This window comes from Streptomyces sp. NPDC051136, from assembly GCF_044455745.1.
Lineage (GTDB): Bacteria > Actinomycetota > Actinomycetes > Streptomycetales > Streptomycetaceae > Streptomyces.
This window is the reverse complement of the sequence record NZ_JBITFE010000004.1, coordinates 357,532-375,119: the sequence shown is the minus strand read 5'-3', so window position 1 is coordinate 375,119 and position 17,588 is coordinate 357,532. Positions and strand designations below refer to the sequence as shown.

The 17,588-nt window shown below is 71.2% G+C and carries 21 protein-coding genes; 6 read left to right on the top strand and 15 right to left on the bottom strand.

Annotation, left to right across the window (positions count from 1 at the left end):
• Position 1: 1 nt before the first annotated feature.
• The 15 genes from ACIBCJ_RS14230 to ACIBCJ_RS14160 all read right to left on the bottom strand — a co-directional run bounded on the left by ACIBCJ_RS14230 (position 2) and on the right by ACIBCJ_RS14160 (position 13,024).
• The gene (locus ACIBCJ_RS14230) at positions 2–427 is read right to left on the bottom strand and encodes a hypothetical protein (RefSeq protein ID WP_365978162.1); all 426 of its coding nucleotides are present in this window, start codon (positions 425–427) and stop codon (positions 2–4) included.
• An 18-nt stretch (positions 428–445) separates the two neighbouring features.
• The gene (locus tag ACIBCJ_RS14225; RefSeq protein WP_365978161.1) at positions 446–1,108 is read right to left on the bottom strand and encodes a hypothetical protein; all 663 of its coding nucleotides are present in this window, start codon (positions 1,106–1,108) and stop codon (positions 446–448) included.
• Entirely contained in the window at positions 1,101–1,844 is a 744-nt protein-coding gene (locus ACIBCJ_RS14220) for a glycosyltransferase (protein ID WP_365978473.1), read from the bottom strand. Before ACIBCJ_RS14220 ends, ACIBCJ_RS14225 begins: the two co-directional genes overlap by 8 nt.
• Before the next feature lie 42 nt (positions 1,845–1,886).
• Positions 1,887–2,492, bottom strand: a complete 606-nt coding sequence (locus ACIBCJ_RS14215; protein ID WP_365978160.1) for a hypothetical protein — start codon at positions 2,490–2,492, stop codon at positions 1,887–1,889.
• A gap of 42 nt (positions 2,493–2,534) precedes the next feature.
• Entirely contained in the window at positions 2,535–3,329 is a 795-nt protein-coding gene (locus tag ACIBCJ_RS14210) for a hypothetical protein (RefSeq protein WP_365978159.1), read from the bottom strand.
• 291 nt (positions 3,330–3,620) lie between these two features.
• The gene (locus tag ACIBCJ_RS14205; protein ID WP_365978158.1) at positions 3,621–4,244 is read right to left on the bottom strand and encodes a hypothetical protein; all 624 of its coding nucleotides are present in this window, start codon (positions 4,242–4,244) and stop codon (positions 3,621–3,623) included.
• 181 nt (positions 4,245–4,425) lie between these two features.
• Complete coding sequence (locus tag ACIBCJ_RS14200; protein WP_365978157.1) at positions 4,426–5,052, bottom strand: hypothetical protein; 627 nt, start codon at positions 5,050–5,052, stop codon at positions 4,426–4,428.
• A 13-nt stretch (positions 5,053–5,065) separates the two neighbouring features.
• Positions 5,066–5,638 (bottom strand): hypothetical protein, encoded by a 573-nt coding sequence (locus tag ACIBCJ_RS14195; protein WP_365978156.1) that lies wholly within the window; start codon positions 5,636–5,638, stop codon positions 5,066–5,068.
• A gap of 11 nt (positions 5,639–5,649) precedes the next feature.
• Positions 5,650–7,164 (bottom strand): ATP-binding protein, encoded by a 1,515-nt coding sequence (locus ACIBCJ_RS14190; RefSeq protein WP_365978155.1) that lies wholly within the window; start codon positions 7,162–7,164, stop codon positions 5,650–5,652.
• Positions 7,165–7,192: 28 nt separating this feature from the next.
• Positions 7,193–7,654: a DUF6238 family protein gene (locus ACIBCJ_RS14185; protein WP_365978154.1), complete on the bottom strand. Its 462-nt coding sequence runs from the start codon at positions 7,652–7,654 to the stop codon at positions 7,193–7,195.
• 97 nt (positions 7,655–7,751) lie between these two features.
• Positions 7,752–9,224 (bottom strand): SCO6880 family protein, encoded by a 1,473-nt coding sequence (locus tag ACIBCJ_RS14180; protein ID WP_365978153.1) that lies wholly within the window; start codon positions 9,222–9,224, stop codon positions 7,752–7,754.
• An 81-nt stretch (positions 9,225–9,305) separates the two neighbouring features.
• The gene (locus tag ACIBCJ_RS14175) at positions 9,306–10,688 is read right to left on the bottom strand and encodes an ATP-binding protein (RefSeq protein ID WP_365978152.1); all 1,383 of its coding nucleotides are present in this window, start codon (positions 10,686–10,688) and stop codon (positions 9,306–9,308) included.
• Positions 10,689–10,724: 36 nt separating this feature from the next.
• Positions 10,725–11,417 carry a hypothetical protein gene (locus ACIBCJ_RS14170; protein WP_365978151.1) on the bottom strand — a complete coding sequence of 231 codons (693 nt, stop codon included), beginning with the start codon at positions 11,415–11,417 and terminating at the stop codon, positions 10,725–10,727.
• Positions 11,417–11,731: a DUF6112 family protein gene (locus ACIBCJ_RS14165; RefSeq protein ID WP_102932250.1), complete on the bottom strand. Its 315-nt coding sequence runs from the start codon at positions 11,729–11,731 to the stop codon at positions 11,417–11,419. Before ACIBCJ_RS14165 ends, ACIBCJ_RS14170 begins: the two co-directional genes overlap by 1 nt.
• A gap of 171 nt (positions 11,732–11,902) precedes the next feature.
• The gene (locus ACIBCJ_RS14160) at positions 11,903–13,024 is read right to left on the bottom strand and encodes an NlpC/P60 family protein (RefSeq protein WP_333744422.1); all 1,122 of its coding nucleotides are present in this window, start codon (positions 13,022–13,024) and stop codon (positions 11,903–11,905) included.
• 518 nt (positions 13,025–13,542) lie between these two features.
• Here ACIBCJ_RS14160 and ACIBCJ_RS14155 point away from each other — a divergent pair.
• The 6 genes from ACIBCJ_RS14155 (at position 13,543) to ACIBCJ_RS14130 (ending at position 17,555) form a co-directional block, all read left to right on the top strand.
• Positions 13,543–14,298: a site-specific DNA-methyltransferase gene (locus ACIBCJ_RS14155; protein WP_362334527.1), complete on the top strand. Its 756-nt coding sequence runs from the start codon at positions 13,543–13,545 to the stop codon at positions 14,296–14,298.
• Between the two features lie 247 nt (positions 14,299–14,545).
• Positions 14,546–15,088 (top strand): DUF4913 domain-containing protein, encoded by a 543-nt coding sequence (locus tag ACIBCJ_RS14150; RefSeq protein ID WP_365978472.1) that lies wholly within the window; start codon positions 14,546–14,548, stop codon positions 15,086–15,088.
• A complete protein-coding gene (locus tag ACIBCJ_RS14145) occupies positions 15,085–15,570 on the top strand; it encodes a hypothetical protein (protein ID WP_365978150.1) in 486 nt (161 codons plus the stop codon). The genes ACIBCJ_RS14150 and ACIBCJ_RS14145 overlap by 4 nt, the downstream gene beginning before the upstream one ends.
• A gap of 18 nt (positions 15,571–15,588) precedes the next feature.
• Entirely contained in the window at positions 15,589–16,287 is a 699-nt protein-coding gene (locus ACIBCJ_RS14140; protein ID WP_365978149.1) for a hypothetical protein, read from the top strand.
• Positions 16,288–16,312: 25 nt separating this feature from the next.
• Complete coding sequence (locus ACIBCJ_RS14135) at positions 16,313–17,053, top strand: hypothetical protein (RefSeq protein ID WP_365978148.1); 741 nt, start codon at positions 16,313–16,315, stop codon at positions 17,051–17,053.
• A gap of 181 nt (positions 17,054–17,234) precedes the next feature.
• Complete coding sequence (locus ACIBCJ_RS14130; protein WP_393506853.1) at positions 17,235–17,555, top strand: SH3 domain-containing protein; 321 nt, start codon at positions 17,235–17,237, stop codon at positions 17,553–17,555.
• The last annotated feature ends 33 nt before the right edge of the window (positions 17,556–17,588 follow it).

Sequence of the window (17,588 nt, the reverse complement as noted above, 5' to 3'; positions counted from 1 at the left end):
GTCAGTGGCTGCGGTACGCCGACCGGGCTGCGGCGAGGGAGCGGGCCGGAGCTGTGACGGGGAGGGCCGGGCGGCGGTGGGGTGCGCTCAGGCGGGCCTGGCGCAAGAACGCTTCGCCGTCGGTGAGCCAGGTCTCGATGGCCGGCCACGCGCGTGCTCGGCGCTCCTGATCCGGCACGGCACCACCGTGGACGATGTCGTCGAGCAAAGCTTCGGCGTCGATCACGGCGTCGGCCAGACGGGAGAGGGCTGCGGCGTCGTCGGGCCACGGGCTGTTCGCGGGCCGGCACCGGTCGAGCAGCGTCGGGGCGTGGTCGACGACGGTCAGGAAACGGCGCCAGGCGTGGTCGAGGAACAGCTCCGTCGCAGCGCCGAGGGCGGCGGCGCTCAGCGGGGTGGCGTCGCTGTAGCGGCCGGAGGCATTCATGGCCTGCCAGGTGTCGTGCTAGAAGCGGACGTCCCCGAGCACGGCGGCGATGGCCGCCGTCTGGCGGGCATGGACGGCCTGCTCGTAGGCGGGAAGGTACCGGCCGGTGAGAGCCTGGGCAGCCCGCCCGGGAAACGGCGGCAGGACGATGCTGCGCGGGGCGTGGGGATCGCCGTAGCCCCCTTCGAGCTCTTCCGGCGAGAAGGCGCCCACCAGGTAGTCGAGTTGCCGACCGGGCCGCTCGATGAACAGCAGCCTCGTGCCCTGCTCCGCGTCGGTGAGGACCGCGGCGTAGGGGATCCGCTCGCTCTGGACGGCGCGGCCGAGTTCGCCGCTGTCCCAGATCCACGGGACCAGGTCTTCCTGCCAGGCCGGGTGCGCGTAGATCTCGACCGAGGCGTGCCACTGGCCGGGCAGCAGGCGCGCGAGGTCGCGGGCGGCGTCGCCGATGAACCGGCGGCTGCTTGTGTGCACGCTGGCGCGGTGCCGCTGCGCACACGTGACCAGATCGACCACGGTAGTCCGGGTGCCGCCCGCAGGCAGGTGCCAGACCCCGTCGTCGTCCCGCTGAAAGCCACTCTCCGCGAGGGCGGTGTGCGCCCACGGGTACTGCTCGCCCGATGCGATGGCGACGATCCCGGACTCCCGGCAGTGCGACAGGATGATCTGAGCCTCAGCCACGGAACAGGTCCTCGCCACCGCGCAGGACGGCGCGCAGGCTGCGCCCGTACGCCCAGGCGTGCTCCCGGGCCGCCGCCTCCAGCTGGTCGTACCCGACCTGGGCCGTCATCTGCCCGGGGTGCTTGCGATACCGGTACACGGGGACCGGCAGCAGGATCCCGGGTGCGAGCGTGGTGACACCGAGGGCCGCGCAGTAGTCCTCGCCCTGGACGAGACCGCCCATCGGCGCTGCGCGCACTAGATCGGTGCGGGCGAGGATCGTGGTCGGCCCGATGGGGATCGTGTCCGTCGGCGACTTCCAATACGTCCACACGTCGCCGGCCTCGTGCCTGCCGGGCGGGGTGGGGCAGCGCCGCAGGTGGGTCGAGCCGTCGGGGTGCTGGTCCTCGCTCCACCCCGCACACCAGCCCACCCCGGCGGATTCCAGGGTGGTCAGCCGCACGGACATCGCGTCGTCGGTGAACTCGTCGTCATCGTCGGCCCAGTTGACGAAGGGGGTGCGGACCCGGGTGAGAGCGAGGTTGCGGGCGCAGGCGGCGCCCACAGGCCGGGGCAAATCCAATGTGCGGATGCGGCGATCCTGCGCGAGCGGCGCCGGCAGGCGTTCGGGTGAGGCGCCGTCGAGCGCGATCACGGCCTCCCACGGCACGGACTGCCGGGTGAGGCTGGCGTGCATGGCGGTCAGGTAGTCGAGGCGGTCGTCGCGCAGGCGGGTGGCGATGACGACCGTAATCAGGGCAGTGGGCAGGGAAAACTCCGGCAATGAGAGGCGTGCGGGTCAGCGACGGGCACCTGTGCGGGGCCCGGTCGGCGCTGCTCCGGCAGCGGGCCGAGGCGGGCGTGCGACGGGCGAGGTGTTGGGCGTCCGGCGTGTGGTGATGGCGGACCAATGCGCCGGGTGGTCGCTGAAGGGAGTGCTGGGGTCGGTGTCCCAGGCGACGACGGGGCCCGTGCCTGCGTGAGCCATGCTGATCACTTCGATGCCCTGCGGATGCAGGATGTAGCCCCAGAACATGCCCAGTTCGCCAGTGGTGGTGTCGGTGACCGTCATACGCACCGGGGGCGAGCCGTCCGGAGTGATCAGGTGATCGAGGGGCCGGCTGGGCCAGTGTTCGCCGCCGGTCAGCGCGGCCACGAGCGCGGGTGGGGCGCCGTCGAGGAGATCGGTGCCGAGTTCGTCCCAGCCGACGGCGATGTCGTCGATGAGGTGCTGGGACATGGCCTCGACGTCGCGTCCGAACTTGTACTGGTAGGCGGCCAGGAGGAGCGGGAGGTGGTGGCTGGGCACGCCGTCGAGCTGGACGTGGATGCCGCTGTATCCCGTGCCGGCGGTAGGGCGGGCGATGAAGGAGTGTGTGGACAGGGAGTTCTCCGGAGCGAGCAAGGGGAGATGTGAGGCGGCCGTCGAAGTGGCGGGCGGCTGCGGCTACGCGCGGTGTGACCAGGAGGGGACCGGGGGGCCGGAGGCGTCGGTGCGGGCGCAGGTGTAGCCGATGAGGCGGGAGGGCTCGGCCTTGGCGGGGACGGTGGCGGCGTCGTTGCACACGAACGTGTAGCGGATGGAGGTGCGGGGCACGTCGCGGAGCCAGGCCCGGTCTTCCTTGCCGGGGTTGACCTGCAGGCCGGAGTGCGCGACGGCGTCGGTCTGGGTGTGCGTGTGGGAGAAGAGGATCAGCGCGCCGCCGTCTGCCGTCTTGAGGGCGTAGGCGTCCGTGAAGCGGTTGTCGGCTGCGTCGAAGACGCTGCTTCCCTTGTCGCCGAAACGGGGTGCGGCATCGCTGTGGACCTTGACCTGCCGCTTGCTGGCCTCGGTCGGCGCGAACACCTTGCTTCCGGTGTTCGTGCCTCCGGTGGTGAAGTTGTCCAGCACGGCCGTACGCAGAATGTCGGCGTCGGCGGCCAGGTGCTTGTTGCCGGTGGCGGCGACGGCCGTTGCGTATCCCTCGCGGTCGAGGGCGACGTGGGGCAGCTTCTGGCTGTCCAGGTCGACGACGGAGACCATTTCCCAGCGCTTGTGCTGGGGCTGTTCGGCGAACACGGCCAGGCGGGAGGGGGGCTCGCCCTTCTCGCTGGAGAGGGCGGCAGCGAACCAGCGGTCCTGCCCGGCAGCCAGGCGGGGGATGTACAGCTTGGCGCTGGCGAGGTCGTAGGACCACGCCTCGTACGGCTCGCGGTCCTTGGCGGGAAGCCCTTCGGTCTCGGTGTAGTCCGAGACGGACATCGCGTACAGCGGTCCGTCCTCGACCGTGTCGAGCAGACGCCGGTCCCGGTCGGTGTTGGCCTCGTTGTTGACCTTGGAATAGCGGGTGATGACGTCGCGGGCCTGGGCGGCGGTGAGAGCGGGCGCGGGCTTGGGGGCGGTGCTGGCGGTGGGCGTCTGCCGGGCCTGGGCGGGGCCGTCTTCGCCGGAACACCCGGTGAGGGCCAGGGTGAGGCAGGCGGCGCCGGTGATCAGCGGCAGGGTACGGCGGGCGGTGCGGATGGAGGCTCCAAGGGTTCGCGGGGGAAGGAATCAGGGCGTGCGTCTGGCCGGTGGGGCGGCTTCCGGCGATGCCGTCGGGAGGACCCGTGGCGGGAGGGGCGACGCGTTGGCCGGGACGGAGGTCAGTCGTGGTGCCGGTGGGAGCGGAGTGAGGGCTCGCATGCGGTCCTCGGCCACGTGTCGGCTCTCGTGGGGCAAGACGGGGCGCGGTAGCAGCCCGAGCTGGGCGAGGCGGTGGTCGATCGCCTCGATCAGGGGTTGGGTGCTGCCGCCGTGGCGGGCTTCGGGCCGCCGGGGAGCACCGGGGTCGTTGGAGGGAGCCGAGTCGTAGATGACCTCGAACAGCGTCTGGTCATCGGGGTGCTCGCGAGTAGCGATCCAGCCCTCCGGGTCTCCGGGCGGTCGCTCGGAGGGCGGGTCGTGCGGCGGACTGATGACCAGGTAGCTGCCGTCGGGGAGCGAGACGCGCACGATGTAGGTGCTGAGGCCGAATTCGATGTCGCACGGCAGTCCGCGTGCCCGCAGCGGCGTGGTGACGTGTGCGTGGCGACTCCACAGCTCCTGCCACCATCGCGTGTGCACGTTGCGGTGGTCGGGAAGCGGCGCGAGCGGTACCGGGCGGGGGTCCGGGGTGGTCGTTTCGTCAGCGGCCATGGCTCCTCCTGCGGTTGCCGCCGCTTGCGGCCCGGAGGTAGGGGTGCGGGTCGTCGGGGCGCGGGGGAGAGGTCAAAGGGTGTGATCCTTCCTGCCGGCAGGCAGAGCGGCGAAGGCTGTGGCGGCGGGGTGATCCGGAGTGCAGTGGGTCAGGGCGCGCACGGGCACGGCTGATGGAGAGCTACCGGCGAGGCGCGGGACCGGTGGAGGGGGGAGCGGGCGGCGGGCCCGCGGTAGCTCCACGCGAGGCGTCGGCCGGCGCGGTGGGGGCGGGGGCCGGGTCATAGGCGGCGCGCAGCCTGTTCAGACCGGCTTCGTCGGCGAGAGCGAGGACGGACAGCGCCCGGCTGGCCGCGGTCATCAGCAGGTGCGAAGGCGATCCCTTGGCCGCGTCGCGGTTCTCCTGCTTCCACCGGGCGGCGGCGACGAGGTAGTCGCTCAGGGCGCGCAGTGCGGGTTCGGCGGCGTCCAGGACGTGATCGGTGACCGCGTCGATCTCCGCCGGGGTCCGGGCTGCGGCGAGAGCGTCCAGGTGCGGGGTGAGGTCCGGCGCTGGCCAGGGCTGGTCGGGTAGGGGGTGCGCGGCGCGGAAGGGCTGTGCGTCGCGTCGTGCCCACCGCTTCAGGTCCCCGCGGGTGGCGAGGTTGTACCGGGCGGCATGGATCTGGTCGGCGTCGCGGCCGACGTTGTCGTAGAGCTCGAAGTCTGGGTCGCGGGGGATGATGGAGTCCTTCGGGGCTGGTGCTGGCTGCAGGGCGTTGCGGTCGAACTCCGCCGGGGGTGGCGATCGGCTGCACGAACAGTTCACGGCTTTGGCGCGGTCAGCGGTGGAGACCGCCAGGCCGGGACCGCGGAGGCTCCGGCGGTCCCTCCCGGCGTGTCAGAGGCGCGAGGAAGCGCTGGACGCCGAGGTGGTCGTCGAGTTCCTTGGCTGCGTCGCGAAGGGACTCCGAGGCACGCCGCAGAAAAGCTCGCGCTGAGGCGTGGCCGATGACCATGCGATTCGTGAGGTGGTGCCGGTCGGTGGGGCTGGCGGTCCGGGGCAGGGCCAGGGCGTTCTCCGCGGTCTCGGTGAAGTGCGGGGCCGCGTGGCTGGAGATGGTCGCCGCCGAGGCGAGGTGCTTCAGGACGGTCCGGCCGGTCCGGGTGGTGTGGTGGGGGCTCCGGGCGAAGTCATCGGCCAGCCGGAGGACCTCGCGGGAGAGGTCCTGGGCGTCGGTGGCGTGCTGGAGCAGCGCGGTGTAGGACGGCTCGGCCGGAACGTGCCCGTTCTCGTCAAGCAGCTCCCACCGCTGTGCGGCGTCGTGCAGCTTGTCCTTCACAGCGTGGAGTGCGTGGATGAGGTGCAGGGCGTCGTCGCGCGGGATCAGGTCGCGCGGGAAGTCAGGGTTCACGGTCCTCTTGATCAGTGCATGCGGGCGTCGGTGTCGAAAAGCGCCAGCTCGTGGCTGTGCAGGAGGTGCTGCACGATGAAGGATCGGCCGGCGACCTTCCACAGGCCGCGCCCTCGGTTGAGGTGGGCGATGGCGTCCATCTCGACGGAGGTCAGGCCGAGCAGGGAGGCCGCGGCGTGGAGCTGGTCGGTCTCCTGGCGGTAGATGATCCGGGTGGAGCAGTCCGCCAGGAGGCCCTCGGCCAGGGCGCGGCCCTGTGAGCCGGCGTCGCCGGCGGTGAGCAGGTCGGACAGCCGGTGGATCACCATCAAGTTCGCGATGCCGAGGCCGCGGGAGAGTTTCCACTGGGCCTGCATGCGCTGGAGGAGGCCGACGTGCCGCATCAGGCGCCATGCCTCGTCGTAGACGATCCAGCGCCGGCCGCCGCCGGGGTCGGAGAGGGCGGATTCCATCCAGGCGCTCGCGCAGGTCATCGCGAGGACGAGGGCGGTGTCGTCCCCGGAGCCGCCGAGGCGGGACAGGTCGATGGTGAGCATCGGCGCGTTCGGATCGAAGGTGACGGTGGAGGGGGCGTCGAACATGCCGGCCAGGTCGCCGTGGACCAGGCGCCGCATGGCGTGGGCCAGGTCGCGGGCTGCGTCGCCGAGTTGGCCCGACATCATCCCGGCGGCCTCGTCGAGCGCGTGAGGGTTGTTGAGGGTGGCGGCGATGTCGCCGAGGAGCGGGGTGCGGTGTGTGTCGGCGGCTCGGGTGACGACGGCGTCGAGGGCGACATCCAGGGCGGTGTGCTCCATGGGCATCAGGTCCCGGCCCAGGACGGTCCGGGCGAGGGAGCCGAGCAGGAGCAGGCGCCGCTTGCGGATCTCGCCGACCCAGTCGGCCTCGGCCACGCTCTCCGGGCGCGGGGCCGCGTCCAGGGGGTTCAGGCGACCGGGCAGTCCGGGACCGAGGGCGACGGACCGGCCGCCGAGGGCTTCGGCCACTGGCGTCCACTCGCCCTTCGGGTCGCACGGCACGTAGACGCGGTATCCGAAGGCGACCGACCGCAGCGCGAAGGACTTGGCCAGTGCGCTCTTGCCCTGGCCGATCACCCCGGCGAGCAGCAGGTTCGGGTTGGTGAAGCCCTCGACGCGACCGTACAGGGCGAACGGGTCGAAGACGAAGGATGCTTCGGCGTGGACGTCGCGGCCGATGTAGATGCCTTCGGCGCCGAGTCCGCCTTCGGCGAGGAAGGGATAGGCGCCGGCCGCGACGGCGGTGGTCATGCGGTGGGCGGGAAGTTTCAGCCGGTTTCCGCGGGCGGAGGTGGGCCCGGGGCGCCCGCCCGGTGGGTAGAGCGCGGTGGGCATCTGCTGCTCGGGGAGGGTGCTTTCGCTCTGGTGGGAGCTGGCTTCCGCGCGGGCTTTGGCGGCGGCCTCGGCGAGCTGGCGGCGGGCGGCCTTGCGGCTGGCGCGGTCGGTGCCGTTGGGAGTGAACAGCGGGCTGGCGGACGCGCGGCGGGCGCGGCGGGCGGGCCGGTGGCTCATCGCTGGCCCTCGATTCTGCGGGTGGTGTTCATCGCACGCAGGCCGTGGTGTGCGGGCGGAGGTCGGTGGGGGTGGTCTTGCGGCGGACGACGTGTCCGGCGGCGAGGTGGCGTTGGCAGATCGTCAGCACGGGCGGGCCCTCGGGAAGCCCTTCTGGATCACAGTCGCTGGTCTCGGCGTCGGCCTGGGGCGTCCCGGGCAGCAGGTGGAAGGCGGCGTGGACTTCGTTGGTGGCCTGCCAGAGCCTGGTGTGGGCGGTGGCCAGGTGACGTCCGGCGGCCGGGTGAGGGGGCCGGGTGAGGCCGGCGAGCCGGTCCAGGAGGTGGAGCAGAGAGGTGAGGTGGGCGTGCAGTACGTCGAGGTGCGGACGGTCCACGGGCTTGGGCGGGTCTGCGTCCGACGGCGCCAGGGCTCGCGCGTGGTGGCGGATGCCGGCGCTGGCGGCGCGGAGGTAGGGGTGCGCGTCGTCGGGACGCGTGGAGGAGGTCAAAGGTGGTGGTCCTTCCTGCCGGTCGGCAGGGTGGTGAGGGGGGCCGTCGCTGGTGATCCAGGGGCAGTGGCCCAGGGTGCGCCAGGGCGCTGGTGGTTCACAGGGCGGTGCGGGCGAGCGGGAGCGCGGAGAGGGCGAAGGCGTCCGGCTGCTGGTAGTTGAGTCTGCGGAGATCGACTCCGGAGGTGACGGCGTGGGTCTCGATCTGTGCGCAGGCGGCGTCCAGGAGGGCGTCGGTCTCGGCGGTGACGGTGACCAGGCCGGTCAGGGCCACGTCCGCGTGCCCGGCGATGAGCTGGCGTTCGCGGGTCTTGACGTCGGCGTACTCGACGGAATCCTCTTCGGAGTCGACCTGCCCGCGGCGGGCGCGCTCGTTGGCGTCGGCGATGATCGCGGCCTTCTTGCGCTGGACGTCCCGCAGTGCCGACTCGAGCCCCTGCGGCACGTAGATCAGGGAGAGACTGCGGCGCACGCCGGCCGTGAACATGATCCCGTGCAGGAACCCGGCCCCCATCTCGGTGCGCGGCCAGTTCTCCACCCAGTACGTCGCGTGCCGCGCGCTGTCGGTGGCGAGGCGGTCGTACTCCTCGAACTGCACGACGGGACCGGCGGCTGCAGGATCGGCCTCGGCACGGCCGGACTCGGACCACTGCTGGAGCGCGGCGAGCGCCTTGGGGTCGTAGGCGGTGCGGATGACGGCGGCGATCTCCCGCGCGCTCAGCCATCCGGTGACCATCAGGCCGGCGTTGCGGGCGGCCTGGGCGATGGACGCGGTGGTCTGCTGCATGACGGTGAACGCCCCGGGCAGCCCTCCGCCGGCCTGGTTGACCAGGCGCCGGGCGGCCTTGAGGTCGAGGGAGATGGCGAGGTACGTCTCGTGCGGTGCGGCGGCCGGTCCGGCTGAGGCGACCAGTTCGGAGTAGACCTGTCCGGCGACGGGGGCCTGGGGCTGCCCGTTCTGGGTCCAGTGGCGGGTGAGCGTGTCACCGCTGTCGGGCACGGTGCGCTCCAGCACCTGCACGGTGGCGACGTGCCCGGTACGGGCGATACCTGCCAGCGTGCGCCCCCAGCTGCTCACGTTGTGGTTCTGGGTGGCCGGGTCGAGGAGGGCGAACGCACGGCTGCTGACGCGGGCGATGGCGGTCAGGGTCTGCTGGTGCGGGTCGTGGACGGCCGCGGCTCCGTTGGCGGAATCGCCGGGGGTGACGACCTTGAGGGAAGCGGCGGTGCCGGGCAGGTGGAGGACGCCGTCCTGCCGGGGCCGGGTGACGGGCCGGGCGAGCCAGAGGGTCTGACCGGTACGGCGGCGGTGCGCGTACCGGGTGACGATCGGCGCCCAGTCGATGAGGGAGCGGCCGTGCCGGCGGACTGCGACCAGTGCGCCGGATGCCGCCCACAGCGGTGCCAGGGCGAGGGCGCCGAGCAGTCCGGTGGAGATCACCGTCATCAGCAGCAGGGCCAGCGTGCAGGAGACGAGGACGAGCTGGGGCAGGGAGAGGCCGAGGAGGATGCCGCGGCGGCTGCGGTGCGGGAACTTCACCGTGACCGGAGCGACAGAAAGATCAGTCATGGGGGCGGGTCCTGGAGGCGCGGGTGGAGTCCGGGGGCGGGAGGTGGTGTGCACGTCCCGCCCCCGGGCGTCGGACAGGGGTCAGAGGCCGGTCGGAGGCGGCGGAGCAGACCCGCTCGACGCGGCATCCTGCGAGCCGGAGGACGGGGGCGCGCCCTGCGGAGGGGGTGTCGTCGTCGGGGGAGTGGCCTGCCACCCGCCGCCCTGGCCCGACGCGGCATTCGCGCCGGATCCGCCGGGTCCGGGGCTACCGCCCACCTGGCCGCTGGTGTCGTCGGACACGCTGGTCGGCGCGGGCCGGACGGCCTTCTCCAGGCCGGACTTGACGGCATCGCCGCCGGGCGAGCCTCCCGTACCACCGCCCTGCGAACCGTCCTTGCTTTCGCCGCTACCGGTCGGGTTGGCGGCGACGTCGCCGGGGAATCCGCCGCCGTCGGGGCCTTGCGGTGCGGCACTCCCCATGGCGGCAGCGCCACCTGCTCCGGCTGCGGCGCCACCGGTTCCGGCGGTGGCCGCGGCTGCGGCGGCCTTACGGGCGGCCTTCTCGGCGTGGGCCTTGGCAATCTGGGCCCCGGCGCCACCGGCACGGTGGATGGACTCGCCGTCGGTGCCGTCGGCTGCCCAGTGCACGAATTTGAAGACCGCGTACGGGCACAGCAGCACCAGGACCATGATCACGATGCCGGACATGACGTCGGCGAGCGCGGCGATGCCGTCCTTGGCCTCGGTCTTGCCCATCGCGGCGATACCGAGGACGAAGATGACGGTCATCAGGAGCTTGGAGACGACGAGGGTGGCGGTGGCCTCGATCCAGCCCTTGCGCCAACGTCGGGCGACTTCCCAGCCGCCGCCGGCGGAGGCGAAGACCGCGAGGGTGACCATGACGAGGATGCCGACCTTGCGGACCATCATCACGCACCAGTACAGGACGGCGCCGATGGCGGCACCCAGACCGGCGACGACCGCCACGAGCCAGCCGAGGCCGGCCAGACCGGGGATCTGGTTGACCTTCACGATGCGCCGTACGGCGGAGGCGATATCCAGCTTCGCGGCGTGGAACAGTCCGTCGGAGAGCGCATCGACTACTTCGATGGCGACTGTGGTCAGGGCGATGGCGCAGAAGGCGAACAGGACGCCGCTCATGGTGCCGGTGAATGCTTGGGTGAGGGCTTGCCCGTCGCGTCGGATGGCGGCCCGGACGAGTTGCGCGCAGAAAGTGGCGACCAGCAGAACCAGGCCCAGTGGCAGCAACATCTCGTAGTTGTCGCGGAACCATCCGGCGTTGAGGTCCACCCTTGTGGTGGTGTTGACCGCCTCGGCGGCCAGATCGGCTGAAGCGGCTGCCAGTTCACCGGCAGACTTCGCCATCCAGTCACCGATGGCCTTGCCGGGGTCCGAGGCGAAATCGACGGCGTCGCCGACGGCGCACAGCTTGCCGGCCAGGGGGATGTCACAGAAACCCACGGGGAGTTACGCCTCCTTTCTTGTCTCAGGTGCGGGTCACTGCGTGACGCTGGGGGCGATGGCGGCCAGGGTGCAGTCGTGGTTTGGGCGGCACTGGACGGCGAGGGTCACGGCTCGTTCCTCGGCTCCGCCACCGCCCTTCTTCCAGCTGAGGGTCTGCTTGCCGTTGACGGTGACGACGTAGACGTACGCCTCGGTGATGGCGGAAGGGTCGTCGGCGAGGGCCTGTTTGAACGCGCCGGGGTAGTGGCCCTCGGTGATGTGAGCGGTGGCGTGCTGGTCCTGGTCGGCCATCCGTGACCACAGCACCGGGTCGGGGACCTGGCTGGCGACCGAGGCCCAGTCGGCGTACTTGGTCTCGGTGGTCATCCAGGCACGCATGCCGGCGAGCTGCTCGTCGCGGCTGGTGTCGCGGGTGTCGTAGGACCACAGCATCTGGGCCGCCGCCTTGGCGTAGGCGACCGGTTCGGCGATCTGCGGAGGCTTGGGCACCGATCCGGATCCGGAGGAAGGCTTCGGGGCGGCCTCGGAGGAGGACGGGCTGCCGGTCGGGGCGGGCGCGGCACTGTCCGGCGCATGGTGGCCGTTGCCGCCGCCGGTCATCAGGGCGACGATCACGGCGAGGGCGAGCAGGCCGGCGACGGCAACAGCGACGATCGCGATGCGACGGGTGGCAGACCATCCCGCGCCGTATGAGGACAGCGAAAGGGAAGGGAAGCGGTTTCGCATCAGTGGACCTGCGACCCCAGGCCGGAGAAGAAGGCCACGATGCCGTTGGCGGCACCCAGACCGAGGGCGGCGCCCGCGGCGACGACGGCGCCCTTCTTTCCGTTGGCCTCGGCCTGGTGGCCGCCGGTGTGGTGGCCCCAGGCCCAGACGCCGAGCGAGACGGCGAGGGCGCCGACGACGGCGATGATCCCGAACATGTTGATGCTGTTGACCACGTTCTTCAGCACGGCGAGGCCGGGCAACCCGCCGCCCTTGGGCGTGATTCCTGGGTCGTAGGCGAGCTGGATGACGCGGTCTGCGAGAGGGGCGGACATAGGTGTGGCGGGCTCCTTGCATACGCGGGCCCGGCGAGGGCCAACGGGAAGGTGAAAGCGGAGGGGCAGGCGAGCGGAGGGCGCGGAAGTGGCCTCCGCGCCCGGCTGTCGGGCGGGCCATGGGCGAGGTCGCGGCGACGGCGGCCCCGCGGGACGGCGGGTTGACCGGGGTCAGAGGATGCGGCGCGCGGCGAGAATGTCCCAGTCCTTGATCGGGGTGATCCGCACCGGCTTGGTGGTGCGCGGTGCCTCGATGACGAGGCCCTCGCCCATGTACATGCCGACGTGCTCGGGCCGTGCGGCGGTGCCGCGGCTGAAGATCAGGTCGCCCGGCTTGAGGTGAGCGGGAGAGACCGCCTTGCCTTCGCCCACCTGCGTGTACGTGGTGCGGGTGAGCGTGATGCCGGCATGGGCGTACGCCTGCTGCATCAGGCTGGAGCAGTCGCATCGGCCCATGGGGTCGGGGCCGTGTGCGTTTGTGCAGGATCCGCCCCACTGGTAGAGCGTGCCGAGTTGGTGCATCGCCCACTCGATGGCCTTTCGGGCCTTGGGGTCGGCGTCCTTGGGGATCGAGTAGCCCTTGGGGACGCTCCCTTCGGGGATGCGGCCGAAGCCGGAACCGTCCTGGCCCGGCGTGCAGCCGGTCGACGGCTTCTCGCCCTGGTTCGTGTCCTTGCCGTCCGCGTCATCGGCGCCGGGAAAGGTCTTGGCGATGGCGCTCTGCAGCGCGGTGGCCAGGCTTTCCCACTGCGCGTACGCATCCGGCAGACCGGATTTCTGCACGGTTTGGGCGGCCTGGGTGACGGTCATCTGCTGCCAGCCGTCCACCTTGAGCAAGTGCTTGTAGAACTGCTCGGAGGCGTAGACCGGATCGCGGATCTGCTGGGCGCTGCCCCATCCCTGGGAAGGGCGCTGCTGGAACAGGCCGAGCGAGTCCCGGTCGCCGGAGCCCAGGTTGCGCAGGCGGCTCTCCTGCATCGCCGTGGCGAGCGCGATGATCTGTCCCTTCTTGGGGACGTCGAGGGAGAGGCCGGTGGCCACGATCGTCGCCGCGTTGGGGACCTGCTCGGCGGGCAGGTCCAAGCCCTCGACGTGCACGTCTTTGCCGGAGGCGCCGTCGAGGATCTTGGTGACCTGTTCGGCGATCTTGTCGCTGTCGATGTCGCTCAGGCAGCTGCTGAAGGAGCTGTTGCTCTGCACGGCGTCGGCGGAGGAGGCGAGCATCATGCCGGTGCCGGCGAGCAGGATCGGGGAGAGGAAGACGACGCCGATGCCGGCGGCGAGCCCCTTCAACCTGAGCGGATCGCTCGCCGGTCAGCGATTTTGGGCCTGGGTGGGTAGCGAGACGTCATGAACGGCTCCTTGAGGGGTGCGGTGTCCGGCGTGCCGCGGGCGCGAGGCGTGGTGGAAGGGCGCGGCGGCCGGGGTGGGCGATCGGAGGCGGGCCAGTGGGGGCGAGTTGCCGCTCGCTCCGTGTGTGGCCGTGCCGTGGGCTAGGTATGCCGGGGCAGGGGGTACCTCCATGAGGTGCGGCAGGGGAGTAGCCAGCGGCGGTGTGCGCCGGGCGGTTCAAAAACAGTAGGCGCGAATCGGCGGTTGACCAAAAAGCTCGGCGGGAGGTGCCGGAAACCGGCACCTCAGCACGGCACTTCTTGGTCGTCGGCGGATTCGCCTCTACAGTTTTTGGACTCCCCCCTCGCCTTCCTCCGCCTGTCGCCATGGGCTTCTGTACGCCCATTTCCGGCCCGCGAGGACTCCTGTGCGAGGCGGGGTTCCCCTCCGCGTTTCCGCACCCGAATTGGGGTTCCTCTTTGCCTTTTTCCCTGCACCAGGGCGACGCTCTGGCCGTTCTCTCCGGTCTCCCGGACGGCTGCGTCGACTCCGTCATCACCGACCCGCCGTACAACAGCGGCGGCCGGACCGCGAAGGAGCGCACCACCCGCTCCGCGAAGCAGAAGTACACCTCCGCAGACGCCAAGAACGACCTCGCCGACTTCACCGGCGAGAACATGGACCAGCGCTCCTACGGCTTCTGGCTGACGCAGATCATGACCGAGGCGCACCGGCTGACGAAGACCGGCGGGACCGCGCTGCTGTTCACCGACTGGCGCCAGCTCCCCACGACCACGGACGCGATCCAGGCGGCCGGGTGGCTGTGGCGGGGTGTGCTGGCCTGGCACAAGCCGCAGGCCAGGCCACAGAAGGGCCGGTTCACCCAGAACTGCGAATTCATCGTCTGGGCATCCAAGGGGCCGATCGACGGCTCCCGCAACCCCGTCTACCTGCCGGGTATGTACTCGGCTTCGCAGCCTTCAGGGGCAAAGCGCCAGCACATCACGCAGAAGCCGGTCGAGGTGATGCGCGAGCTGGTCAAGATCAGCCCCGAAGGCGGCACGGTCCTCGACTTCTGCGCCGGCTCCGGCTCCACGGGCGTCGCCGCCCTGCTGGAAGGCCGGGACTTCATCGGCGTGGAGAAGACCGAGCACTACGCGTCGATCGCGGCCGACCGGCTCACCGAGACGATCCGCGCAACCCTCACCAAGGACGACGTGGTTCTCGCAACCTGAGCCGTGTCCTCTCCCGCCGTGAACGCAACCGGCTCCTTGCATAGCCGTCGGCACAGCACCCCGGAGCGGACGCGCGATTTCGCTGTCCGGTGTGCAAGGACGCTTTCGCCTGTCTCAATCCCGTGTCTCGTAGGAGGCCGAACTTTCAATGTCCGAATCCGCTAAGCCGTCTGACGCTGGAGAGTTGGAGCCGGTTCGTATTCCGGATCCGCAGTTGGAGGGAATCGAGGCGAGCGTGCGGCGGCTCATGGAGCAGTCGGCGCAACAGGCTCAGCAACTCGACCACCTCGCGTCCGCGCCGGCACCGAGTGGCTCCCCCTTCGCCGCGTTCGGCATGCCGGGCCTCGGCGGACCGCCGGCGCCCGCTCCGCCCGAGCCCCGCCCGATCCTGGAACTCGACGGGGAGGAACGGGAAGACGAACTCGACGCCCTGTCCGACTGGGTCGACGACTTCTTCCTCCCGGTCTACGGAGCCGAGGTCACCACCGCGGCGCCCTGGTGCCTGCAGTGGCAGGAACACGACGACGTCGTGGCCTGGCTCCATGCCCTGTGGCTCGCCTACCAGCAGCACAAGGACCTCGAAGCCGGATTGAGCGGCCTGTTCGTGTGGCACCGGGACTTCCTCACCCACGCCGTCGCCGCGATCCGCGCGCCGGGCGGACCGCTGTCGGCCTGCATGACCTCTCCCGACCGGCCCGCGCACCGTCTTCTGCCCGGCCCGCCGCCGTCCCTGCGCACGGAGACGACGGCCACGGAGGAAGCCGCCGAGCCGGACGAGCCGACGTCATGACCGCAGGAGCGGGAGAGCCCGCCTTCGGGCTGAGCTTCGACCCTCGCGCGCTCACCGATCTCCTTCAGGCCCCCAGCGATATCCGCGACCTCACCCTCGCCTACCTGCAAGAAGTGGTGAACGCGCAGCGCTTCGGACAGCGCCTCGACGGTGACCTGGAGGGATTTCGGAAGCTGTTCGTGGACCGCCGCAAGGACTGGCGCGTCGTCTACGGCGTCCGCCCGGCGCCTGCGGAATCCGCCCACCACAAGGAGATCCACGTGGTCGCGATCCGGCCGCGTGCGGGCAACGACGTCTACGACGAGGTCGGCCGCCGCCTGGGGATGACCCGCCGGCCGCTGAGCGCTCGGACGCACGCGGCCCGCTCGCGTTCCCCGCAGCTGACCACCCGTCCTCCCGTGCCACGGCCGGGTCCGCCGCCTACCGGACTGCCGGGTCTGCCCCGTCCCGCACTCAACCCCGCGCACCATCCCACCCGCTGAACGCACGGAGCATCGCCTATGCCCCCTCAACCCGCGCCGACACCCACCCGGCGTGCGGTCACGCAGCTCGACCACCGCCTCGAAGCGGTCACCGGCCACGACATCGACACCCTGTGGGCCTACCGCGACCGCGGCGTCCTCGACGAACCGCACGCCCAGCCTGTCGACCGGCACCGCACCCTGGCCAACGCCCAGATCGGCGTCACCTTCTACCTCAAACTTCTCAACCGGCTCACAAGCGGTGAGTTCCCTGTCGACGGCGCCCTCTTCGTACGCATCGACCGCACCGCGGACCAGCTGGAGGAAGCCGCCGACGCGCGCGACGCCGCCGCCCAAAAGGTGCTTGCCGCCCTGGAGCCCATCGAGGCCGCCGCCGCAGCATCGACGCCCGACGGAGGACGGCTCTCGACCGACGACCAGGCGGCACTGCTCGCCGTCGCCGGCGGTGCCAAGCTCCACGAACACCTGCTGACAGGCCGACTGTCCGTGACCGCCTCCTCCGGCACCCGCATCCCCTATCCCCAGATGCAGCAGCTGGAACACGCCGGCCTGATCGTCCGGGACACCAGCCACCCTGTGCACGCCGGCCAGCCCGTGTCCCTCACCGACGCCGGACGAGCCGCCCTGCTCGATGCCCGCCGGACGCCCACGACGCATGCGCCGACGAGCCCGGCACGCCCCGGCGCCTCGCCGTCCACCCCCGCGAAGCGGCGCTGAACTCCACCGATCCACCGAAAGGCTCTTGTTGCCCCCCACCGAACCGGTGCCGGCCCGGAAGTCCATCCCCCACGTCGACTTCGCGCTGGACGACCTCGATGCCGACGAGGAGCGATACCTCGACTTCCACCGCAAGGTCGCTATCCACGAGGACATGCTCGTCCTCCTCGCCCAACACCACGACGGGCCGCACAGCTACTACGTGCTGTTCGACCGCGCCGCCACTTGGGGTCCCGGCATGCCTCAAGTCTTGGCCGTTCACCTGCAACGAGACTACGAGAAGCAGACGTTCAGCTTCGAGCAGGCGGCGTTGCCGCTGCCCGCGATGGCGCAGTCCTGGCTCATCCACCGCGGCTGCCCACCCGACGCCATCAGTCTCGACCCCGACCTGGGCCCACCACCGGCGGACGAGGCCACGCGAGCACTGGAGCGACGCCTCGCCGAAGACGGCGACCGCTATGCCACGGGCTACTCCTACACCAGCGACGACCCCGACGACATGGTCATCGTCGTGGTTCTGCGTGCCCGGGACGAGCAAGCCCCCAGCCCGTTCCGCGTGGTGGTCGAGGAGGTCGATACGGGGACGTGGACGCACACCCTGCGCGAGGGCGGCTTCGACACGGCAGGGGAGGCCATGCAGTGGTGCGACGACCGCCTCACCGGCGAGGCCGGCCTTCTACCGCCGGTCCGCCCAGCAGCCACCACCGGCCAGCCGCCCCCTGTCGCCAAGGCCCCCGCCCCGCGCCCCTCCGGCCGCTCGCGCTGAGCGCTCAGCCCCACACGGTCGGCGCAACATAGCCGACGATCGCCGGTTAGCCAAACCGGCGATTCTCCGGACTCTTATACAGCCGCCGGAACAACCCCCGCGGCCACTTCCCCCGCATTCCCTGTGCCTTCACGGAGGTCTCTTCCGCATGCGCTCCACCCGAATTGCCATATCCGCGGCGATGCTCGGCGCGCTCTCGCTGCCGGCGCTGTCCGCCACCCCCGCCAGCGCCGCGACCGTATCCACCGCAGCAACCGTCATCCCCGCCGTGAGCTGCCACAACCTGCCGCCGCTCCCGTACGCGGTGCACGCCAAGGCCGTGACCATCCGGTCCAAGGCCAGTTCGAAGTCCACAGCGCTCGGCGTGCTCTACAAGAGCCACAAGTTCAGCGTGGCCAAGAAGAGCGGCAACTGGCTCTACATCACGGACAAGACGACCGGCGTCAAGGGCTGGGTCTCTGGCACGTACGTCTACCGCGACGTCCGCATGTGCCTGGACTGACCGGAATCCGGCACGCCCCGCTAAGCGGCGGGG

Excerpts from the sequence above, each read along its gene's own strand:
- ACIBCJ_RS14230 (WP_365978162.1), bottom strand. The coding sequence starts at position 427 with ATGAATGCCTCCGGCCGCTACAGCGACGCCACCCCGCTGAGCGCCGCC.
- ACIBCJ_RS14210 (WP_365978159.1), bottom strand. The coding sequence starts at position 3,329 with ATGTCCGTCTCGGACTACACCGAGACCGAAGGGCTTCCCGCCAAGGAC.
- ACIBCJ_RS14205 (WP_365978158.1), bottom strand. The coding sequence starts at position 4,244 with ATGGCCGCTGACGAAACGACCACCCCGGACCCCCGCCCGGTACCGCTC.
- ACIBCJ_RS14190 (WP_365978155.1), bottom strand. The coding sequence starts at position 7,164 with ATGAGCCACCGGCCCGCCCGCCGCGCCCGCCGCGCGTCCGCCAGCCCG.
- ACIBCJ_RS14180 (WP_365978153.1), bottom strand. The coding sequence starts at position 9,224 with ATGACTGATCTTTCTGTCGCTCCGGTCACGGTGAAGTTCCCGCACCGC.
- ACIBCJ_RS14170 (WP_365978151.1), bottom strand. The coding sequence starts at position 11,417 with ATGCGAAACCGCTTCCCTTCCCTTTCGCTGTCCTCATACGGCGCGGGA.
- ACIBCJ_RS14165 (WP_102932250.1), bottom strand. The coding sequence starts at position 11,731 with ATGTCCGCCCCTCTCGCAGACCGCGTCATCCAGCTCGCCTACGACCCA.
- ACIBCJ_RS14150 (WP_365978472.1), top strand. The coding sequence starts at position 14,546 with ATGGAGCAGTCGGCGCAACAGGCTCAGCAACTCGACCACCTCGCGTCC.
- ACIBCJ_RS14145 (WP_365978150.1), top strand. The coding sequence starts at position 15,085 with ATGACCGCAGGAGCGGGAGAGCCCGCCTTCGGGCTGAGCTTCGACCCT.
- ACIBCJ_RS14140 (WP_365978149.1), top strand. The coding sequence starts at position 15,589 with ATGCCCCCTCAACCCGCGCCGACACCCACCCGGCGTGCGGTCACGCAG.
- ACIBCJ_RS14130 (WP_393506853.1), top strand. The coding sequence starts at position 17,235 with ATGCTCGGCGCGCTCTCGCTGCCGGCGCTGTCCGCCACCCCCGCCAGC.